This is a genomic window from Mycobacterium gordonae (assembly GCF_002101675.1).
In the GTDB taxonomy this organism is placed as follows: Bacteria; Actinomycetota; Actinomycetes; order Mycobacteriales; family Mycobacteriaceae; genus Mycobacterium; species Mycobacterium gordonae.
Window position 1 is genome coordinate 50,819 of sequence record NZ_LQOY01000019.1, and the last position, 17,079, is coordinate 67,897.

A 17,079-nucleotide genomic window follows, 5' to 3' on the forward strand; every position below is an offset into this window, starting at 1 on the left:
TCATCCGTACCCGTTCTGTGCGAGTCTCTCGTCGACCCAGTCGTGCAGACCGGGTAGCGCGGCCTCGATGACGACGAACGCCGTCTCGAAGTCGCGGTGGTCGCCGTAGTAGGGGTCCTCGACGTCGGGGGTGTGGGCACCCGAGCGGGGGTCGAACGAGCGCAGCATCCGCAGCCGGCCGTCTTCGACCCCGAGTTGCCGCAGCAGTCGTTGGTGGTTGCGCCCGAGGGCGATGACGAGGTCGGCCGACAGGTGATCTTCGTCGATCTGCGCCGCGCGGTGAGCGGTGGGGTAGCCGTGGTCGCGGAGTACCCGCTTGGCCCGCACGTCCGCTCCCTCGCCGGCGTGCCAGTTACCGGTGCCGGCGCTGGTGACGCGGACGACGTCGCCGAGTCCCCGCTCGGCGATCTGGTGGGCGAACATCTTCTCGGCCATCGGCGAACGGCAGATATTGCCCGAGCAGACGAATGTCACGTGCAGCAGCGGATCAGACACCTAACGCCCTCCGCAGTTCGCCGATCGTCTCGACGTGGGTCACGCCGGTCAACCTGATCGGTTCGGCGAAGTCGCCCCGGCCGTACCCCCAGCCGACCACCACCGTGTCAATGCCGTGCGCGGCCGCCCCGTGCACATCGTGGCTGCGGTCGCCGACCATCAGGACGCGCTCGGGCAGCGGCTGCAATTGCGCCAGTGCGTGCGCCAGCACGTCCGTCTTGGACTTACGGGTGCCGTCCGGACTGGCGCCGGCGATCACCTCGAAATACTGGTCGAGCCCGAAGTGGTCCAGGATGCGTCGCGCCGTGGGCTCCAGCTTGGAGGTCGCCACCGCCAGGCGCACCCCGGCGGCCCGCAGATCGGCCAGCAGTGGCGCAATGCCGTCGAACAGGCTGTTCATCGCCCAGCCGCGGCTGCCGTACTCGGACCGGAAGGCTGCGAACGCCTCGTCGGCGCGCCCGTCGAGTTCCATGGCGTGGAATGTCTCGTCCATCGGCGGCCCGACGATTTGGGCGGCCAGATCGCCCTCGGGAATCGCCGCACCGATGTGGGTGAGCGCATGGCGGAAGCTGGCCACGATGCCGGCCGCCGAATCCGTCAAAGTGCCGTCCAGATCGAAGATCACCAATTGCGCCTTGCCACCGCCTGTCACGGTGTCCATTGTCGTTGATCGCGCTGAGCTACCGACTGTGAGGCGACCCGACGAAAAACGGGGCGCCCGAGGGTGCGATTTGTGACAATCGGTGTCTCGACACGCGGGGGCCGGCTTGTGGAGGTTCGCTGCAATGACACTGCTCGCCGCGCAGCCGCAGCTGATCACGGCAGCCACGGTCCAAGTGGCCGCAATCGGCACGGCGATCAGCGACGTCGGGGCGCTGGTGGCCGGTCCCACCACCGAACTGGCCGCCGCGGCGGCCGACGAGGTGTCGGTGGCCGCCGCGGAGTTGTTCGGCGCATACGCCCGCGAATCGCAGGCACTCCTGGCGCAGGCGGCGGCCTTCGGTGACCGATTCGCCGCCGCGCTGACCGCCGCCGCGGGCGCCTACCTCGACGCCGAGGCAGCCAACGACGCCGCGGTGGCGGGCTTGTTCACCGGACTTCCGGCCGGCGGCGCGGGCCAGGCGCCGGGCGGACCCGCCACGCCGTTGCTGGGCCAGCCGTTGGTGGCGCTGATCATGGGCGGCACCGGCGACCCGAACCCGCCGAGCAGCTACGTCGACGCCGTCAGCAAGCTCTACATCAGGCAGGTCGGTGCCAGCCCACAGGTGTTGTTCACACCCGAGCAGCTGTACCCGCTGACCGGCGTCAGAAGCCTGCCGTTCGACACCTCGGTACAGCAGGGCGTGGCCATTCTGCACGACGCGATCCTGCAGCAACTCGGCGACGGTAACCACGTCACCGTCTTCGGCTATTCCCAGAGCGCGGAGATCGCCTCGCTGGAGATGCGGCAGCTCGCCGCGCTGGGCGCAGGTGCCCCGAGCCCGGCCGATCTGGACTTCGTGCTGATCGGTAACCCGATGAACCCCAACGGCGGCCTGCTGCAACGCTTCGTCGGATTGAGCCTGCCGTCGGTCGGATTGACCATGTACGGGGCGACACCGGACAACCTGTACCCGACCACCATCTACACCCGCGAATACGACGGGCTGGCCGACTTTCCGCGGTATCCGCTCAACATCGTCGCCGACCTGAACGCCTTCTTCGGCATCGGCGCGGTGCACTTCGGCTACCCGCATCTGACGACCGAGCAGGTCGACTCGGCAGTCACGCTGGGTACCGAGGGCCCGACGATGACCACCTACAAGATGATTCCGACCCCGAATCTGCCGCTGTTGGATCCGGTGCGCGCGATTCCGGTACTCGGCAAACCACTGGCCGACCTGCTCCAGCCTGATCTGCGGGTCATCGTCAACCTCGGCTACGGCGATCCGGCCTACGGCTGGTCCACGACCGCGGCCAACGTGCCCACCCCGTTCGGGCTGTTTCCGGAGGTGAGTCCGGGTGTGGTTCTCCATGCCCTGGCGGTGGGCGCACAGCAGGGGGTGCATGACTTCGTGGCGGATTTGCGTGGCATCGTCTTCAGTCCGTCCCCGCCCACCCCGCTGTGGCCCGACCTGTTGCCCGCGCTGCTCGGGCCGCCGCCGGCCCCGGTGGCGCCAACGCCGATGAACGTCGTCAACACCGTGGCGAAGATCATCTCGACCGACTACGCGGTCTTGCTTCCGACCGCCGACATCCTCACCGCCGTCACGCTGAGCCTGCCGGCGTACGACGCCGGCTTGTTCGTCAGCGGGATCGAGCACGGCAGCCTGATCAATGCGATCGGTGACCCGATCGCGGCAAACACCGCAATGCTGACGATGGCGGGTCTGATGGAAGTGCTCACCATCGTGGAAGCGGGCTATTTGAACCTCACGGATATCCAGAGCCTGCTGCCCTGATGTCAACCGGTGGTCGTCGATGGCGCCACAGCCGAGCGCACTAGTGTTTCTGTGATGGCAGGCCTTGATCCGAGCGCGTCGAGTCGTGTTGCCCACGCGCGTTATCACGGTGATCAGGACGTCATGCCCGGCATGCTGGACTTCGCCGTCAACGTCCGTCGCCCCCATCCGCCGTCCTGGCTGGTGCAGCAGTTGAACGCGCGGTTACCGGACCTGGCCCGCTACCCGAGTACCGCCGACGTCGCCACGGCACAAGACGCGGTGGCCTTGCGGCACCGTCGCGCGCGTAACGAGGTGTTGCCGCTGGCCGGCGCGGCGGAGGGTTTCGCGTTGCTGAGCAATCTGCATCCACGCCTCGCGGCGATCATCGCGCCTTCGTTCACCGAACCCGAGGCGGTGCTGAGCGCGGCCGGGATTGCGGTGCACCACGTCGTCCTGCCACCCCCGTTCACCCTGGATGCGGTGCTGGGAGCCGACGGGGTGCCCGACGAGGCGGACCTGGTGGTGATCGGGAACCCGACCAATCCGACCTCGGTGTTGCATACTCGCGAGCAGCTGCTGGCGCTGCGCCGGCCCGGACGGATCCTCGTGGTCGACGAGGCGTTCGCCGACTCGATACCCGGCGAGCCGCACTCGCTGGCGGGTGACGCCCTGCCGGACGTGCTGGTGCTGCGCAGCCTGACCAAGACATGGGGGCTGGCCGGGTTGCGGGTGGGCTACGCCCTGGCGGCGCCGGCTTTGCTGGCCCGGTTGACCGCGCAGCGCGCGCACTGGCCGGTGGGCACCCTGCAACTGACCGCCATCGCCGCCTGTTGCACCCCGCAGGCCGTCGCGGAGGCGGCGGCGGACGCGGCCCGGTCGGTGGGGTTGCGCGAGGCCATGGTTGCGGGTTTGGAATCGGTGGGACTCGAGGTGGTCGACGGCCGCGCCCCCTTCGTGCTGTTCCGCAGCCCCGATGCTGAGGCAATCCGGAACAGGTTGCGCGACAACGCTATTGCGGTGAGGCGCTGCGATACCTTCGTCGGCCTGCAGGAGTGCTATCTGCGCGCCGCGGTGCGACCCGAGTGGCCGGAACTGGTCTCGTCGATCGCGCTGGCGGGTGCGCACGGCGGGAGCCGGCGATGAGCGTGCGGCTCGCCGACGTCATCGAGGTGCTGGACGCCGCGTACCCCCCGCGGTTGGCCGAGTCGTGGGATTCGGTGGGCCTGGTGTGCGGTGACCCCGCGGACGCGGTCGAATCGGTCACGATCGCGGTCGACGCGACAGCCGAGGTGGTCGACCAAGTGCCCGATAACGGGCTGCTGCTGGCCCATCACCCGTTGCTGTTGCGTGGCGTCGACACGGTCGCCGCCAGCACCCCCAAGGGGGCGCTGATCCACCGGCTGATTCGCTCCGGCCGCTCGCTGTTCACCGCCCACACCAACGCAGACTCGGCGGCACCGGGGGTGTCCGACGCGCTGGCGGAGACGCTCGGCCTGACCGTCGAGGCCGTGCTGGACAGCTCGCCGAGTGTTTCCGATCTGGACAAGTGGGTCGTCTACGTCCCGGTGGAGAACGCGGAAGCCGTGCGGGACGCGGTCTTTGCCGCCGGTGCCGGACACATCGGCGACTACTCGCACTGCAGCTGGAGCGTCAAGGGCACCGGCCAGTTCCTGCCGCACGAGGGCGCCGCTCCGGCGATAGGCAGTGTCGGCGCCGTCGAGCAGGTCCCCGAGGACCGGGTCGAGGTCATCGCGCCCGCCCGGGCGCGGGCCTCGGTACTGGCGGCGATGCGTGCCGCGCATCCCTACGAAGAGCCGGCATTCGACATCCTCGCGCTGCAGCCGCCCCCGCCCGGAACCGGGCTGGGCCGCATCGGCGCACTGCCGGCGCCCGAGCCGTTGCGGGACTTCGTCGCCCGGGTCAGCGCGGCCCTGCCGCAGACGTCCTGGGGGGTGCGCGCCGCGGGCGACCCCGACTTGCCGGTGTCGCGGGTGGCGGTGTGCGGCGGAGCGGGGGACTCGTTCTTGGGTGCGGTAGCCGCGGCGGACGTGCAGGCTTACGTCACCTCCGACCTGCGGCACCATCCCGCCGACGAGCATCGCCGGGCCTCACCGGTGGCGTTGATCGACGTCGCCCACTGGGCCAGCGAATTCCCGTGGTGCGCACAGGCGGCCGATGTACTGCGGTCCCGATTCGGATCGCTGCCCGTGCGGGTATCCACCGTCCGCACCGACCCGTGGAACCTGAGAACACAGTGCTGAAAAAGAGACCTGGAGATCAGCGATGAAGGCCGACGTAGCACAGCAGCGTTCGCTACTGGAATTGGCGAAGTTGGATGCTGAGCTGTCCCGGCTCGCGCATCGGAGCGCGCATCTGGCCGAGCGCGCCGAATACGACCGGGTGCGCGGCGAGCACACCGCCGCCAGCGACCGGCTGAGTGCCGTGCGAATTACGTTGGAAGATCTGGATGCTCAGATAGCACGCTTTGAGGCCGAGATCGACGCGGTGCGCAAGCGTGAAGACCGCGACCGCTCGTTGCTCAGTTCGGGGGCCACCGACGCCAAGCATCAGGCCGACCTGCAACACGAACTGGAGACGTTGCAACGCCGCCAGGCCAGCCTCGAGGATTCCCTGCTCGAGGTGATGGAGCGCCGCGAGGAATTGCAGGCGCAGCAGGCGGTCGAGTCGGGGACCACCGACGCGTTACAGGCCGAACTGGCCACTGCCCAGCAGGCTTTGGACGCCGCACTGGCAGAACTGGAGAACACCCGCACCGAGCACGGGTCGCGACGGGAGGCCTTGAGCGCCGGGCTGAACCCCGACCTGTCGGCGCTGTACGAACGGTTGCGCGCCGGGGGAGGGCCGGGGGCCGGGCAATTGCAGGGACACCGGTGCGGCGCGTGCCGGATCGAGATCGGTCGCGGCGAGTTGGCCCGGATCACTGCCGCGGCTGAGGACGAGGTGCTGCGGTGCCCGGAGTGTGGCGCGATCTTATTGCGCGTCAAGGACTTTAAGCAATGAAGGTCGTCGTCGAGGCGGACGGGGGGTCCCGGGGTAACCCGGGGCCCGCCGGCTATGGAGCGGTGGTGTGGAGCGCGGACCGCCGGACCGTACTGGCCGAGACCAAACAGGCCATCGGACGTGCCACCAACAACGTTGCCGAATATCGCGGTCTGATCGCCGGGCTGGATGACGCCTTGACCTTGGGTGCCGGCGAGGTCCAGGTGCTGATGGACTCCAAGCTGGTGATCGAGCAGATGTCCGGGCGCTGGCGCGTCAAGCACCCCGATCTGGTGGAGTTGCACGCCCAGGCGCGGACGCTCGCGGCGCAGTTTCGCCGGATCAGTTTCTCCTGGATTCCGCGCGAGCAGAACGCCTACGCCGACCGACTGGCCAACGATGCGATGGACGCTGCGGCCCAGACCGATCGCAGGGTGGACAAGGTCGCGGTGCCGGTCTCCGCCTCCGCGCGGAAGGCCGCGACCGAGGAGGCCCCGTCCGAGGCCAACAAGGGGCCGGGTTGGACCGGCGCACTGGGCACCCCGACTCGTCTGCTGTTGTTACGCCACGGGCAGACCGAGCTTTCGGCGCAGCGCCGCTATTCCGGGCGAGGTAACCCGCCGTTGAATGAAATCGGCTGGCGCCAGGCGGGTTTGGCCGCACGTTATCTGACCCAGCGTCGCGGTATCGCGGCGGTGATCTCATCGCCACTGCAGCGCGCTTATGACACGGCGACGACGGCGGCGCGCGCGTTAGGCCTGGATGTCACCGTCGACGAGGACCTGATCGAGACCGACTTCGGCGCGTGGGAGGGTCTCACCTTCAGCGAGGCTGCCACCCGCGACCCGGAGCTGCACCGCCGCTGGCTGTACGACACCGGTGCGCTGCCGCCGGGCGGTGAGAGCTTCGACGACGTGCTGCGGCGGGTTCGGCGTGGCCGCGACCGGATCATTGCCGAGTACCCGGGGGCCAACGTGCTGGTGGTCTCCCACGTCACGCCGATCAAGTTGATGCTGCGGATGGCGCTGGACGCCGGGTCGGGCATTCTGTACCGGCTGCACCTGGACCTGGCGTCGCTGAGTATTGCCGAGTTCTATCCCGACGGCGCCTCGTCGGTGCGCCTGGTCAATCAGACGGGCTACCTCTGACCGTCGACAACCTCGACGCGCGGATACGACTCGACGTAGCACTCGCCGCCCGCGCCCGCGTAGGTGCAGGTCCGGCTCTGTAGGTCGACGTCGTAGTGCACGACGCCTGCCGCCCAGCACGAGCGGACGAACTGCGGATAGCTGCTGTTGCCAGACTGGTCGGTGCGGAGCGCGGTGACGACGGCATCCCGGTTCCACGACGCCACATCGGTCATGCCTGGGGCGACAACCGGGTCGTCCTGCATGAGCACCGGCCCGGCGTCGGTCACATAGAGCGTGGTGCCGGAAGGGATCGAGTGGTGGTATCTGCTCACTCCGGCCTGACGCAGCACCTCGGCGAGGTAGGGGAAGCCGTGGACCGCGGGCCTGACGGCTGCCGCCCGTGCATGGGCGGCCTGAAGATTAGCGATTGCGCTACTCACGTTCTGTTGCTCCAATCTAAGATGACACCATATTGCTAAAGTGACAACATATTGTCAAAGGAGCCCGATGGCCGACCACATCGCCCTGCTGGTTGCCGACATCTACGAAGCGGCCGGTGCGCTGCGCAAGTCCGGAGACGCCGTCGCGAAAACCGAAGGCCAGACCCAGGCCCGCTGGCAGTTGCTCAGTGCGATTTCTGACGACGGGACCTCAGTGCCCCGCGCCGCCCGTCGACTCGGGGTTTCTCGCCAGGGCGTGCAGCGCATCGCCAACAACCTGGTCGACGACGGCCTGGCGCAATGGAAACCCAATCCCGACCACCGCTCTTCGCCGCTGTTGAGGCTGACCGACGCCGGCGAACGGGCCTTGGCCGCCATCACCGCCCGTGCTTCGGCCGCGCACCGGGCGTTCACCGCCGACATCGCGGCCGAGGACATCCAGGCCGCGCGAAATGTGTTGCAGCGCTTGACAGCTGCGGTCCGCCGGATCGAGTGAGCTAGCTGGCGTCGTGGAAGATCAGGCCCAGCGCATACCGCTCGCCGGAGCGAACGTTCGAGATGCCATGGCGCACCGGTGCGGCCGACCATCCTCGGCTGGAGGGCACCGGCCGGTCGCGGGTGGTGAAGACGTAGCCGTACCCCTGCGGCAACTGTGTCGCGGTGCCGCGCGATTGCGCCCGGAACCGCTGCTCGACGAGCAGGAACTCCCCGCCGGTGTAGTCGACCCCGGGCTCGCTCAGGTTGATCACCACCTGGAGGGGAAAGACCAAGTCACCGTAGAGGTCCTGATGCAGTGCATTCCAGTCGCCGGCGCCGTAGCGCAACATCAACGCCGTCGAGCGCGTCTGGCCCGCGCTGTGGCAGGTCGTCAGCCACTCGTCGAGGCTGTCCGGCCACGGAGTGGGCCGGCCCAGCTTGGTCCACCAGTCGCGGGCAATCGGCAGGAGCCGGGGGTAGAGCGCCTGTTTGAGTTGTTCGATCGCCTCGGGATAGGGAGCGTGGAAGTAGCGGTACTGCCCGGCGCCGTAGCGTTTGGGCGCCATGTTGATCGTCTTGCGGAACAGGCTGTCGTCGGCGTAGAGCGCGCGCAGCCGGGCCGCCTCGCCGGCCGTCACCAGCCGGGGCAGCATCGCGCCGCCGTAGTCGTTGATCTCGGCGGTGATGGCGTCCCAGTCTCCGGAACCGACGCGGGTGTCCCACCGGGGCATTCGGCCGCCCTCCCGTTGTCTCGCGCATCGTCAATCGCGTTGTCCACGATAAAAGACCGGACCTGGCTTGCGCCCTGTTCAGGGGGTACCGTGTTCGACGCGGACGAGTTGGCTGGACGGCCGCGGCCCGAGTCGGTCCGAGAGGTGCCGACTTGAGTCGAGGAAAGTCCGGACTTCACAGAGCAGGGTGATTGCTAACGGCAATCCGAGGTGACTCGCGGGAAAGTGCCACAGAAAACAGACCGCCACCCGTGTGGTGGTAAGGGTGAAACGGTGCGGTAAGAGCGCACCAGCATCCCGGGTGACCGGGGTGGCTAGGCAAACCCCACCCGAAGCAAGGCCAAGAAGGCCGCACCGAAAGTGCGGCCGCGCAGACGTTTGAGGGCTGCTCGCCCGAGTCTGCGGGTAGGCCGCTCGAGGCACCCGGCAACGGTGTGTCCAGATGGATGGTCGTCGCCGTGCCGCCGTGGATTAAAGCCGCGGCGGTGGGGAACAGAATCCGGCTTACAGGCCAACTCGTCCGCCGCTCGCCGACCGGCGTCCGTCAAAGTCTTGGACTAGGGCGGCTAACCGCTCTTGCCCTGGTTGCCGTCGGATCCGTTGGGTCCGTCGTCGCCGATCAACGGCCCCGCTTGCCCGCCCGGGCCGCCCTGCCCACCGTTGCCGCCTGCACCGGTGGAGCTGTTGCCGCCGTTGCCGCCGGCTCCACCCGGGCCGCCGTTACCGATCGCCCCGGCGGCACCCCCGCTGCCGCCTGGTGCACCATTGCCGCCGAGCCCCGCGACGCTGTTTCCACCGTTGCCGCCTGCTCCTGCCGGCCCGCCGTTGCCGTAGAACAATCCGGCGAACCCACTGTTTCCGCCGGCCGCTCCGTTGCCACCGCTACCGCTGGTGCTGTTGCCGCCGTTGCCGCCGTTTCCTGCCGGTCCGCCGTGGCCGATCAGCAGGCCACCGTTCGCACCGAAACCACCCGTGGCCCCATGCCCGCCGGTCTGTCCGTTCCCGCCGTTGCCGCCGGCTCCGGCGGGCCCCCCGTTGCCGATCCACCCGGTGTCGCCCCCGTTGCCCCCTGGTGCGCCGTTGCCGCCAGTGCCATTGGTGGCGTTGCCGCCGTTGCCACCGGCTCCGGCGGGGCCGCCGTTTCCGTACCAGAGTCCGGCATGCCCGCCGTTGCCGCCCGCTGCACCGTCGCCACCGCCATTGAGTCCGTTGGCGCCGTTGCCACCGGATCCGGCCGGCCCGCCGTTGCCGATCAAACCGGCGTCACCACCGTTGCCGCCGAAGCCGGCGATACCGTTGGCGGTGGAAGACCCGCCGGAGCCACCCGCACCGCCATTGCCGAACAGCAGCCCGCCGCGGCCACCGAAACCGCCGGCGCCGGTATCGGCTCCGGCACCGCCGGGCCCGCCGTTGCCGATCAGCCCGGCAGACCCGCCACGACCGCCTGCCGGGTGTTGGCTGGTGCCAGACCCGCCCGCACCACCGTTGCCGTATAGCAGGCCTCCGTCGCCGCCGTCCTGGCCCGGTGCTCCGTTGGCCCCGTTGCCGATGAGCGGGCGGCCCAGTAGCGCCCGCGTCTGGGCGTCCAGCGCGTGCAGGGGGTTCTCGAGGATCGCCCTGCCGATCGACTCCGTGTCGGAATACGATGCGGCACTTGCGCTCAACGCCCGGACGAACTGCACATGGAACGAGTCCGCTTGGGCGCTGAAGCTCTGATAGCTCTGGCCGAACGACTCGAACAAGGCCGCGACGGCCGCGGAAACCTCGTCAGCACCCGCTGCCGCAACTGTCGTGGTCCGTATTGCAGCAGTCGCATTAGCCGCACTGAGCGCCGATGCCAGATCTGTCAGCTGCGTTGCCGCAGCTGACATGATCGCAGGTGCTGCGCTGACAAACGACATCGCGCCGCTCCGGTCAGATCACTGTCGTGCCGCGGAAGTGCTCGGAACCTTCGTGAGTTGTCCACGCAGCAACGGCAGCCACCACGATGGATTGGGCGGAGCGGGCAGGCGACGCGCCTTGCGGTGGCGTCCTCGGCGCGGTATGGGGAAGAGCACCAACATAATCAGAGTCAAGCCGGTGATGGCGGCTCCCCCGATGAAAGCGTGCGAGAGGCCGATCACGAAGGCGTCGCGCACGGCGTCGTTGACGCTGGGGCCGAGGGTGCCGAGGTGTGGGTCGGCAGCGACGTGCATCCCCGCCGCAGGGGATTGCCGGATGGTGCCGGCGGCTTCCTGCGGCACCGTGGCGGGCAGCTTGAGGGCATTGCGGTAGCCGGCGCTGAACAGCGAACCGAGCAGCGCGATCCCCAGTGCCGCGCCGAGCTCGCGAGTGACGTCGTTCATCGCCGAGGCCACGCCCTGCTTCTCCGGCGGCAGCGAGTTGACGATGATGTTCGTCGCCGGTGTGGCCGACAGGGCGAGGCCACCGCTGAAGACCAGCATGCCGACCAAGAGGTCCGATAAGTGGAGTTTGTCTCGAGCCGGGCCAGCAGCAGGAAACCGGCGACCATGCAACCCAGTCCCGCGATGATAACTACCCGATTACCAAGTTGCGCAGCAATTTTTGGCACAATCGCGGAAACTGGAAGTACCACGAAGGCCATCGGCAGCATCGCCAGCGAAGACTTGAGCGGCGCGTAACCGAGCATCAGCTGGATGTATTGCAGCCCAACGAAGAAGAAGCCGAACGTGCCCAGGAACTGGATGACCAGAGCGGCGGTGCCGGAGGAGAAGCCGCTGTCGGTGAACAGCCGCGGGTCCAGCATGGGACGCGCGGTGCGCAACTCGTGGAACACGAACAGGATGATTGCCAAGACAGCGGCAACGAACGCGGCGATCACTGAGGAGTGAGTCCAGCCCTCGTCGGCGCCCTCGATGATGCCGTAGATCAGCGTGCCGATGGCGATCGCGCTCAAGCCTCCACCCGGCAGGTCCGGTGCGGGTTCCTCGCCGCTCTTGGTATTGGGCACCAGCAGCGCAACGACGATCAGAGACACGGCGGCCAGCACCGCGGTGCCGATAAAAGTGGCGCGCCAGGTGTAGTGCTCCATCAGGTAGCCGCTGAGCAGCAGGCCCATGATCGATCCGACGCTGGCGAAGCCGGTCCAGATTCCGACAGCGCGTCCCTTGTGGTCGGGGTGGACCACGGCGGTGATGGTCGACAGCGTGCTGGGCATGATGAACGCCGCGCCGATGCCCATGACGATGCGGGCGATGATGATGGCTGACGCTGACCCCGCGGCTGCTGCGGCCGCATTGGCCAGTCCGAACACCAAGGTGCCGCCGATGAGCGTCCGCCGGCGGCCGAAGTCGTCGCCGATGGCGCCGGCCGGCAGTACCAGTGCCGCCAGCGCGACCGTGTAGGCGTCGGCGATCCAGGTTAGATCGGTGGCGCTGGCGCCTCGGTCTACCGCGATGTCCGGCAGTGCCACGTTGACACCCGCCACCGCTGACATGACCACCACTAACGCGCCGCAGCAGGCAAGCACGACACCGCGGGGATCGTTACGCATCCTGAGCTCCTCGGGTTGGGTGTGGCTCCGCCTGGCTGACGGAATCACGAAAGTGATGATATCTTCACTCTAGAACATATAATCAGTCAACAAATTTTTTGCGCGGTTGCTGCATCGGACGGCGAAGGCCGGCCGATCGAGGAAATAGGGGTACTTCGGGCGTGCAGAGCCGAGCGTTTCGCTATGAAGCCGCTCGGGGCGACGAGGAATTCAGCCGTGTGGTCGTTTGGTGCCGGCCGGCCCGCCGGCTTCAGCGGTGGCTGCCGCGCACCGCCTTGTCGAGGCTGCGCAGCGCTGAATCCAGCTGACTGCGGCTGTTTTCGGCGATTTCGCTCTCCTGTTGGTAGAGCAGGCCGTAGGTGAAGGTGTCTTCGCCGGCGAGGTGCGCCGCGTGGGCCTGGGCCAAGAGGTGTTCGCGGCTGACCACGCTGTCCTGATGGTCACCAAGCAACGTCTGAATGGCCTTGGCCTGCTGGGCCACCTGGTTCGCACCGGTGGCCGCGGCCGTGTAGCGCAGCCGCTTGGCGCGCTTACGGATCACGTGCAGCGTCTCGTCGGCATCCTCGGCCTGCGCGTCGTGCGCCGCCTTGGCGGCCTTGGCGGCCTTGCGGACGCGCCGGTAGGCCGCGTCGATGGTCACCGGGCGCGGCTCCTGGCCGAACGCGGCGACCGGTGGCTCGGTGACCATCGCCTCGAGCGCGTCCAGCAGCCGGAAGTAACGCTTGGACCGCATCGCGGCCAGCGAGCGTCGATGGCCGAGCTGGTAGCGGCGCTGGGCTCCGCTGACCAGACGCTCGGTCACCGGCCCGCGAACCAACTCAGGATCCAGTTGGCTCAGTTCCCGCTGATAACGCTCGGCGAGGACCTCCGCGTCGCGCGCCACCCCGAGGATCCCGGCGAGCTCCCGCAATTCGTCGAGAACCCATGCGCCGTCGGCCAATCCGAATAAATCCTGGGAGTCTTTGAGCAGGCTGCGCAGCTTACGGGTGGTGACCCGCATCTGGTGCACGGAGTCATCGGCGTCAGCGCGCACCGCGCGGTCCCACACCAACAACTCCTCGACCTGCTGGGCCACGGCCCGATGAACCGGGTCCGCCGGGGGAGTGGCGCTCTGCTTGGCCGGAGCATCGGAGTCCAGCACCCTGCTCAGCTTCGAGCCGTATCCGGCGGGCGAGGCGCCGGCGTCCAGCAACCGGTTGCTCAGCCGGTTCAGCAAGTCATGACTGGCGGTGCGCTTCTTGTCGGAGTCGGTGTCGAGGACCTCGAGCTCCCACTCGCGCCAGCGCTGCTCGGCGGGGCCCGCGTCGGAGCCGTTGGACGCCGCCCAAGCGGTGACGTGGTCGTTGGCGAACTCCGCGAGTGCGGTGCCCTCGGCGTCGTAGAGCAACTGGGTCTCGCGCCGAGTGGTGATGCGTGCGACCGGCTCGACGGGGCGGTCCCGGACGATCGCGAGCACCACATCCAGCAACTCGGCCGGCACCGTGTCGGCGTCGTCGGAGACCTCGATCGGGGCGTGCACCTCGGTGCGGGTGTCGGCTCCGGCAGGCAATTTCAGGTGCCAACCCGCGTCGTGTCCGCCGGTGCGCCGCCGCAGGGTGATGCGGTTGCGCGCCAGGTCCTGAGTCGCGGTGTCGAAGTACACCGCGTCCAGCTCCTGGGTGGGGGACGTCTCGACGCGGGCCACTGCCGCAATGCCCTCGAACGAGGGTGACACCGTCGACTCGACCACGTCGAACTTGCGCTCGACCTCCAAATGTCGCGCCGTCTTTGGCGCTTTAGCAGGCATTTTCTTCTCCGTGGGAGCGCGTCGCTGCCGAGCATGCTGGGTTGTCGGCGCCGAACGGTAGTTACCTATAGCCTGCCACACCAGGGTTACCGGACCGCCTTGGGCATGTTTGTATCAAACGGGCCGACCGCACCACCTATCGTGTGCGATGTGGTGCCGGTTCTGGGGGCGCCGGTTGGGACTGTGAAGGAGTCGTCCATGTTGAACACCCGCGTGATCGCCGGTGCACTTGCCGCGGGCGCGGTAAGTGGCGCAATGCTTTTCGGTGCCGCAGCACCCGCTGGGGCGGACCCGGAACCGGCGCCGCCGAACTGTACCGCGGCCGATCTGGCCGGAATATCGTCCGGCGTGGCAGCCGCGACCTCCGCTTATCTGTTCGCCCACCCCGACGTCAACGACTTCTTCACCAGTCTGAAGGGTCTGAGCCGCGAAGAGATGCGCGACCGGCTGCAGCAGTACATGGACGCCAACCCGCAGGTGCACGCCGATCTGCAGGGCATCCGTCAACCGGTGGCGGACTTCCGGGCCCGGTGCGGGGCGCCTGCGCCGACGTCCTGACCGCTGATTTGATGGCGGCGACCCGCTGCGCCCGGCTAGCCGGGCTTGCGATCGCCGCTGGATCGATGGCGGCGACCCGCTGCGCCCGGCTAGCCGGGCTTGCGGTCCCCGCTAAAAGCAGTGTTCCTCGGCCGGGAACGCCCCGGTGGCGACTTCCTCCGCGTATTGCCTTGCCGCACGGCCTAATTCGCCGCCCACGTCGGCGAACCGCTTGACGAAACGGGCGGACTTGCCGCCGCTCATCCCGGCCATGTCCTGCCACACCAGAACCTGGCCGTCGCAGTTGGGTCCGGCGCCGATGCCGATCGTCGGGATGGTGAGCTTCCCGGTGATCTGGGTGGCCAGCTCGGCCGGCACCATCTCCATCACCACGGCGAACGCGCCGGCTTCGGCGACGGCGATGGCGTCGGCGATGGTCTGCTCGGCGGCGTCGCCGCGCCCCTGGACCTTGAATCCGCCGAGGGTGTTCACACTCTGCGGAGTGAAGCCGATGTGCGCCATGACCGGGATGCCGGCCGCGCTCAGGCAGGCGATCTGGTCGGCGACCCGCTCGCCGCCCTCCAGCTTGACGGCGTGGGCGCCGCCTTCCTTCATGAACCGGGTGGCGGAGGCCAGCGCGACTGCGGGACCCCCCTCGTAGCTGCCGAACGGCAGATCGGCTACCACCAGCGCGTGCGGGGCGCCCCGCACCACGCCGCGGACCAGCGGAATCAGCTCATCAATGGAGATCGGCACCGTGGTGTCGTAGCCGTAGACGACATTGGCGGCCGAATCGCCGACCAGCAGCACTGGAATGCCCGCATCGTCGAACACGCGCGCGGTCGAGTAGTCGTAGGCCGTCAGCATGCCCCACTTGTGGCCTTCGGCCTTCCACTTCTGCAGGTGATGGGTGCGGATTTTGGGCCGCGGCGCCGATCCGGCGGCAGGGCTCGAACCATAGACGTTCTCAGACATCATTGTCCCTTGGTGATGGTCGGGTCGATCCTCGTGGCCCTTAACTGGGTCCCCGGGTTCGTCTGACCCATCCAGTCTGCCATCTTGTCCACACGGATGCACCGTGTGGTGCGCCACGGACATACCATCTCCGGATGCAGCGGCTCAGTGGACTCGACGCCAGCTTTCTGTACCTGGAGACTGATTCCCAGCCGATGCATGTTTGCTCGATCATGGAGCTGGACACCTCGACGATGCCCGGCGGCTACACCTTTGACCGGCTGCGCGACGCTCTGGCGCTGCGCCTGGCCGCGATGCCGGAATTTCGCGAGAAGCTTGCTGACAGCCCACTGAACCTCGACCATCCGGTCTGGGTGGATGACAAGAACTTCAGCATCGATCGTCATGTGCACCGCATCGGGTTACCGCCTCCGGGCGGCCGTGCCGAACTCTCGGAAATCTGCGGACACATCGCGTCCTTGCCCCTGGACCGACGGCGACCGTTGTGGGAGATGTGGATCATCGAGGGAGTCGCGGGCACCGACTGCCACCAGGCCGGACGCCTCGCCGTGATGATCAAGGTGCACCACGCCGGCGTGGACGGGGTCACCGGCGCCAGCCTGTTGTCGCAGTTGTGCACCACCGAGGCCGATGCCCCGGCGCCGGAACCGGTGTGCGGGGTGGGTGACGCCAGCGGGTGGCAGATCGTCGCAGGCGGATTGCTCCGGTTCGCCACCAGGCCGCTGCAGTTGGCCAACGTGGTGCCCGACACCGTGAACTCGGTGCTCGACACCTTGCAGCGGGCGCGCGACGGGCTGACCATGGCCCGTCCGTTCGCCGCACCGCGCACCGTGTTCAACGCCACCATCAGTGGCCGTCGCAACATCGCCTACGCCGAGCTGGGCCTCGACGACGTCAAAACCGTGAAGGACCACTTCGGCATCAAGGTCAACGACGTGGTGATGGCTTTGGTGTCGGGTGTGCTGCGGCAGTACCTGTCCGATCGCAACGTGTTGCCGGAGACGTCACTGGTGGCGTCGGTACCGGTCTCGGTGCACGGCAAGTCCCCTCGGGAAGGGCGCAATCAGGTTTCGGCCATGTTCGCCAGCCTGCACACCGAAATCGCCGACCCGGTGCACCGGCTGAAGACCATCGCGGAGGCGAATTCTGTTGCCAAACAACATAGTTCGGCCATCGGCGCCACGCTGCTGCAGGACTGGTCGCAGTTCGCCGCGCCCGCGGTGTTCGGTGCCGCGATGCGGGTCTATGCCATGACCCGGTTGACCGAGACCCTGCCCGTGCACAACCTTGTCGTCTCCAATGTCCCGGGTCCGCAGATTCCCCTGTACATGTTGGGCTGTGAGGTTAAGGCCATGTATCCGCTGGGCCCGATCTTTCACGGTTCGGGGCTCAACATCACGGTGATGTCGCTGACCGGCAAGCTGTGCATCGGGCTCACCGGGTGCCCGGAACTGGTGCCGGATCTGTGGGAGATTGCTGACGAGTTCGGGGTTGTGATGGCGGAATTGCTGTCGGCGACCGGGTAGCCGCTTCGGGGCTCTCGCCGGCCAGCTGTGACGCGGATCGCGGCC

Annotated in this window: 17 protein-coding genes and 1 other RNA gene; 9 read left to right on the plus strand and 9 right to left on the minus strand. The window is 68.0% G+C overall.

Annotation, left to right across the window (positions count from 1 at the left end):
* A complete protein-coding gene (locus AWC08_RS03445) occupies positions 1-495 on the minus strand; it encodes a low molecular weight protein-tyrosine-phosphatase (RefSeq protein WP_065133761.1) in 495 nt (164 codons plus the stop codon).
* Entirely contained in the window at positions 488-1,156 is a 669-nt protein-coding gene (locus AWC08_RS03450; protein WP_174900752.1) for an HAD-IA family hydrolase, read from the minus strand. Before AWC08_RS03450 ends, AWC08_RS03445 begins: the two co-directional genes overlap by 8 nt.
* A 124-nt stretch (positions 1,157-1,280) precedes the next feature.
* On the opposite strand from AWC08_RS03450, the gene AWC08_RS03455 reads away from it, so the two are divergent.
* The 5 genes from AWC08_RS03455 to AWC08_RS03475 are packed head-to-tail and all read left to right on the plus strand — an operon-like array spanning position 1,281 to position 7,066.
* On the plus strand, positions 1,281-2,936 hold the full coding sequence (locus tag AWC08_RS03455) for a PE family protein (RefSeq protein ID WP_085087371.1): 1,656 nt from the start codon (positions 1,281-1,283) through the stop codon (positions 2,934-2,936).
* A 54-nt stretch (positions 2,937-2,990) separates the two neighbouring features.
* Positions 2,991-4,061 (plus strand): Rv2231c family histidinol phosphate aminotransferase CobC, encoded by a 1,071-nt coding sequence (cobC, locus tag AWC08_RS03460; RefSeq protein ID WP_069433896.1) that lies wholly within the window; start codon positions 2,991-2,993, stop codon positions 4,059-4,061.
* The gene (locus tag AWC08_RS03465; RefSeq protein ID WP_069433897.1) at positions 4,058-5,179 is read left to right on the plus strand and encodes a Nif3-like dinuclear metal center hexameric protein; all 1,122 of its coding nucleotides are present in this window, start codon (positions 4,058-4,060) and stop codon (positions 5,177-5,179) included. Before cobC ends, AWC08_RS03465 begins: the two co-directional genes overlap by 4 nt.
* A gap of 22 nt (positions 5,180-5,201) precedes the next feature.
* Positions 5,202-5,939, plus strand: a complete 738-nt coding sequence (locus AWC08_RS03470) for a zinc ribbon domain-containing protein (protein WP_069433898.1) — start codon at positions 5,202-5,204, stop codon at positions 5,937-5,939.
* Positions 5,936-7,066, plus strand: coding sequence for a bifunctional RNase H/acid phosphatase (locus AWC08_RS03475; protein WP_065136789.1), 1,131 nt, complete (start codon positions 5,936-5,938; stop codon positions 7,064-7,066). Before AWC08_RS03470 ends, AWC08_RS03475 begins: the two co-directional genes overlap by 4 nt.
* Here the strand turns inward: AWC08_RS03475 and AWC08_RS03480 are convergent.
* Positions 7,057-7,488: a DUF1398 family protein gene (locus AWC08_RS03480; RefSeq protein WP_065136796.1), complete on the minus strand. Its 432-nt coding sequence runs from the start codon at positions 7,486-7,488 to the stop codon at positions 7,057-7,059. The genes AWC08_RS03475 and AWC08_RS03480 overlap by 10 nt on opposite strands.
* Positions 7,489-7,555: 67 nt before the next feature.
* On the opposite strand from AWC08_RS03480, the gene AWC08_RS03485 reads away from it, so the two are divergent.
* Positions 7,556-7,984 carry a MarR family winged helix-turn-helix transcriptional regulator gene (locus tag AWC08_RS03485; RefSeq protein ID WP_065136790.1) on the plus strand — a complete coding sequence of 143 codons (429 nt, stop codon included), beginning with the start codon at positions 7,556-7,558 and terminating at the stop codon, positions 7,982-7,984.
* 1 nt (position 7,985) lies between these two features.
* Here AWC08_RS03485 and AWC08_RS03490 read toward each other — a convergent pair whose 3' ends face one another.
* Positions 7,986-8,696 (minus strand): 2OG-Fe(II) oxygenase, encoded by a 711-nt coding sequence (locus AWC08_RS03490; protein WP_065136791.1) that lies wholly within the window; start codon positions 8,694-8,696, stop codon positions 7,986-7,988.
* 104 nt (positions 8,697-8,800) lie between these two features.
* Between AWC08_RS03490 and rnpB the strand changes: the two genes are divergently transcribed.
* Positions 8,801-9,219, plus strand: an RNA gene (rnpB, locus tag AWC08_RS03495) — RNase P RNA component class A.
* 43 nt (positions 9,220-9,262) lie between these two features.
* Here the strand turns inward: rnpB and AWC08_RS38925 are convergent.
* The 4 genes from AWC08_RS38925 to AWC08_RS03515 all read right to left on the minus strand — a co-directional run bounded on the left by AWC08_RS38925 (position 9,263) and on the right by AWC08_RS03515 (position 13,996).
* Complete coding sequence (locus AWC08_RS38925; RefSeq protein WP_065136792.1) at positions 9,263-10,597, minus strand: PE family protein; 1,335 nt, start codon at positions 10,595-10,597, stop codon at positions 9,263-9,265.
* 18 nt (positions 10,598-10,615) lie between these two features.
* Complete coding sequence (locus tag AWC08_RS03505) at positions 10,616-11,041, minus strand: hypothetical protein (RefSeq protein WP_159459958.1); 426 nt, start codon at positions 11,039-11,041, stop codon at positions 10,616-10,618.
* The gene (locus AWC08_RS03510; RefSeq protein ID WP_065136794.1) at positions 11,038-12,210 is read right to left on the minus strand and encodes an MFS transporter; all 1,173 of its coding nucleotides are present in this window, start codon (positions 12,208-12,210) and stop codon (positions 11,038-11,040) included. Before AWC08_RS03510 ends, AWC08_RS03505 begins: the two co-directional genes overlap by 4 nt.
* A gap of 250 nt (positions 12,211-12,460) precedes the next feature.
* Entirely contained in the window at positions 12,461-13,996 is a 1,536-nt protein-coding gene (locus tag AWC08_RS03515; protein ID WP_069433900.1) for a CYTH and CHAD domain-containing protein, read from the minus strand.
* 198 nt (positions 13,997-14,194) lie between these two features.
* Between AWC08_RS03515 and AWC08_RS03520 the strand changes: the two genes are divergently transcribed.
* Positions 14,195-14,554, plus strand: a complete 360-nt coding sequence (locus AWC08_RS03520; protein WP_065133742.1) for a heme-binding protein — start codon at positions 14,195-14,197, stop codon at positions 14,552-14,554.
* Positions 14,555-14,665: 111 nt separating this feature from the next.
* Here the strand turns inward: AWC08_RS03520 and panB are convergent, their stop codons facing one another.
* A complete protein-coding gene (gene panB, locus AWC08_RS03525) occupies positions 14,666-15,511 on the minus strand; it encodes a 3-methyl-2-oxobutanoate hydroxymethyltransferase (protein ID WP_065135839.1) in 846 nt (281 codons plus the stop codon).
* Positions 15,512-15,642: 131 nt separating this feature from the next.
* Here panB and AWC08_RS03530 point away from each other — a divergent pair, with 131 nt between their 5' ends.
* On the plus strand, positions 15,643-17,034 hold the full coding sequence (locus AWC08_RS03530) for a WS/DGAT/MGAT family O-acyltransferase (protein ID WP_069433901.1): 1,392 nt from the start codon (positions 15,643-15,645) through the stop codon (positions 17,032-17,034).
* Positions 17,035-17,079: the final 45 nt, after the last annotated feature.